This window comes from Zoogloea sp. (genome assembly GCF_023150065.1).
Classification (GTDB): Bacteria; Pseudomonadota; Gammaproteobacteria; order Burkholderiales; family Rhodocyclaceae; genus Zoogloea.
This window is the reverse complement of record NZ_JAKLLN010000048.1, coordinates 1-3,315: the sequence shown is the minus strand read 5'-3', so window position 1 is coordinate 3,315 and position 3,315 is coordinate 1. Positions and strand designations below refer to the sequence as shown.

1 protein-coding gene and 2 pseudogenes are annotated in these 3,315 nt (G+C 65.2%); all 3 read right to left on the bottom strand.

The window, feature by feature from the left end; translation table 11 throughout:
- Window positions 1–552 (bottom strand): annotated as a pseudogene (locus tag L6Q67_RS23170) (ABC transporter permease); the annotation flags it as partial.
- Window positions 553–556: 4 nt separating this feature from the next.
- Window positions 557–2,803 (bottom strand): ABC transporter substrate-binding protein, encoded by a 2,247-nt coding sequence (locus L6Q67_RS23165; protein WP_296575752.1) that lies wholly within the window; start codon window positions 2,801–2,803, stop codon window positions 557–559.
- A 212-nt stretch (window positions 2,804–3,015) separates the two neighbouring features.
- Window positions 3,016–3,315, bottom strand: a pseudogene (locus L6Q67_RS23160) (hypothetical protein); the annotation flags it as partial.

The window sequence follows — 3,315 nt, the reverse complement described above, 5'->3', positions numbered from 1 at the left end:
GTAGCCCGAGATCGGCACGAGCCGCAGCAGCCGCGAGAAGAAGTACTGGCCGACGATGATGTAGAACAGGCTCGAGATCGAGAGCATCACCACGCACAGCACGACGCCCCAGAAGTCGATGCGCGAGTGGCGGAAGAACACCAGCAGCAGCGAGAAAGTCACGCTCACGATGAGCTGCAACACGAACAGCGGCACCGCCAATCGAAGGCTCACCCCCATGCGCGTGGCCACCTCGTGGCCGATGTCCACCGAGCGCGCCGAGTCGCTGCGGCCGAAGTCCAGTGCCATCAGCGAGACCGAGCGCTCCCAGAGCACCGTGCGCGTGACCTGCGCCGCGCCCTGCTCGCTCGCATTCCAGTACAGCGGGCGGTCGTAGCCGCGCTCGGCCTTCCACTTGTCGATCTGTTCCTGCGTCACCCGCTTGCCCCCGATGTTCAGGCGCGCCATGTCGTCCGGCGTGTTGACGGTGAAGAACAGGAAGAACGTCAGCAGATTGACGCCAATGAGGATGAGGAAGCCGTAACCCAGACGGCGCAGGATGAAGCCACCCATGGTCTCAGGCCCCCTTGGCTGCGTTGACCACCGGTGCTGCCTCGGCGGTGGCCGTCTCGCGGGCACGGAAGCTGCGCCGCGCCACCCACACCAGCCAGGCAGCCAGGGCGAAGAGCAAGCCCAGCGGCCAGTACACGGGCTGGTTCCACTCGGCCTGCTTGCGGGTGCGCAATGGGGTATCGAGCCGGTAGTACTTGGCCATGTCGCGGATCATGATGCTGGGCTTGCCGTTGTGCACCCACTGCTGGAATGCGAGGCCTCCCCAGGGGAAGTAGCCGAAGCACCAAGGGCTGTCCTCCTGCAGCATGCGCACCATGCGGTCGATCACTTCCTGCTTGCGCGGGCCGTCTTCCAGCGCCTGGAGCTGGCGGTACAACGCGTCGTACTCGGGGTTGTCGTAGTTGGCGTAGTTGTCACCCTGGCTCTTGGAGCGGCCCAAAGGCCCATACGTCAGGAACAAGAAGTTCTCGGCATCGGGATAGTCGGCCAGCCAGCCGCCCCAGAAGATCTGGTGCCGTCCCTTGAGGGTCTTGTCCTGGTACTGGTTGAAGTCGGTGGCGCGGATCTCGAGCTGGATGCCCAACTTGGCGAACTGCTTGACCATCCAGTCGTTTTCGCTCTTGAACTCGGGGGTGATGGCCCGCTGGAAGTCGTAGTTGAGAACCAGGGGCTTGCCGGTCTTCGCGTCGCGCCCCTCGGGGTAGCCAGCCTGCGCGAGCAGCATGCGTGCTTCCTCGATGGGGCGACGCACCGCCTTGCCGTCCTTCCACACATGGGTGACGGGGTTGTGGAAGCCGGGCTGCCCTTCACGTGAGCCGAACAGTCCAGGCGGGATGGGCCCGTGAGCGGCCACGCCGCCCTTGTGCTTGAAGATGCGACCATAGCCCTCCTCCCACTCGATGGCGATGGCAATGGCCTGGCGCAACTTGCGATTGCGAACCTGCTGCTCGGCGGTGTCGCCCTTGCCGACCACCGGATCGAGCATGTTGAATCCCAGGTACCAGTTGCTGATATCGGTCATCAGCGGGAACTGGAAGCCGCGTTCCTCGTAAAGGCGTCGCACGTCGTCGGAGTCGTCGGCATCGGCTCGAAAGCTCACCCCGTACTCGGGGCGCTCGATCTCCGGAACGTCGAGAAAGCCCTGCTTGAACTTGTCGCGCCGCGGCACCGCCTCCTTCTCGATGGTCACATACAGCGTGTCGATGAACGGCATGGTCTTGCCGCAGTCGTCGAGCAGCCCAGCGGCCTTGTCCTCAGGCATGCCCTCGCATGGATAGGATTCGCCGCGGAAGTTCGGGTTGCGCACCATCACATGGCGCCGATCCCGCACGAACTCCTTCATCATGTAGGGCCCCGTGCCCACCGGCCACTGGTTGAGGGACAGACCGTTCTCGCTCATGCCCGGCTGGGCATAAAAGGCATCGGCCTCCCAGGGGATGGGCGCCAGAAACGGCATGGCCATCCAGTAGCTCCACTGCGGGTACTTGCCCTTGAGACGGATGCGCCAGGTGTACTTGTCGGGGGCCGAACTGCCCTCGAGCGGGAATTTCCGGAAGTCCAGGAAGGGCTTGTCGCGCGCATCCTCGGGCAAGCCCGCCAACAGCTTGGCGTCTTCGGCCCTGATGCGGTCGGCATACTCGCGCAGGCCGATGACGTAGTCGGCGAAGATGGCGAACACCGGCGCCTCGATGCGCGTGGTGGCATGGCGCTTGAGCGCGTAGACGAAGTCCTCGGCGACGAGTTCGCGCGTACCCTGGTGTTCAAAGTCGAACGGCGAGCGGCGCTCGCCGAGCTGCTCACGGCTGAGTTGCAGGTAGCGGCTTCGCCCCTGGTCGTCCTTGGCAAAGGCCGGATGCGGCTGAAAGAGGATGCCAGGGCGTATGCGCACGTCGTAGACGCTTTGAGCGATCTGCTCGGGCGGCGCATCGGCAGGCAGCACCTTGCCGTCCTTGTCGAGGTAGGTGGGTTTGACCACCTCGGCCGCAGACTTCGGAACCAGCGTGTAGGGCCGCTTGAGGTAGTGGTACCCGTAGGGCGGCTCGTAGATCTGGAAGGTGTAGGCCGACTCGGGGTTGGCGTAGGACGCGGTGGGGTCGAGGTAGCGAGGCGAGCGCTCGTCGAACGTGTAATACAGCGTGTTGCGCTGCGCAGCGTCGGCCGGATAAGGGCTGTTGTTGCACCCACCCGCCGCAACAGCGACAAGCAGCGCCAATGCCAGGCGCCAGGCCCTGGACAGGTGAAAACCGCGCATGCGGGAGCACTCCTGGTGCGGGCAGTCGGCCGCGCGGGGTGGCGCAGTCAGTTGCCGGAAAACGAGCGCCCCGACCGGCCTGCGCTCATGACGCTCGGCCCTTCGAGGCGAGCGTTGATTCTATGCCGCCCGCCGCCTGGGCGACCTCGGGGTTGGCCCGGAGCCACCGACCCCTTCAATTGCGGGGTGGTGCGGCGTCCTGGCCCGAGTCATCAGTGCCCACCCCAGCCCACCAGTACGTCGCGGCCCTGCACCACCAGCTCGACTCGGGCGCCGACCGGCAGACACACCTTGGTGCGCACATGCCCGAAGGGCAACCCAGTGAGAACGGGCACCGGGCACACCTGCCGCACATGGGCTACCGCTCGTTTCAGTGTATAGCCGCGATCCAGCGGCGACATGCGGTAGTCGGTGAACGCGCCCAGCAAGACCGCCTTCTGGCGCTCCAGCACGCCGGCCTGGTGCAGCTGAAGCAGTGCGCGCTCAATGCGATACGGATGCTCGTTGACGTC

Bases quoted from the DNA above. Each gene is read 5' to 3' on its own strand.
- L6Q67_RS23165 (WP_296575752.1), bottom strand. From the start codon at position 2,803: ATGCGCGGTTTTCACCTGTCCAGGGCCTGGCGCCTGGCATTGGCGCTG.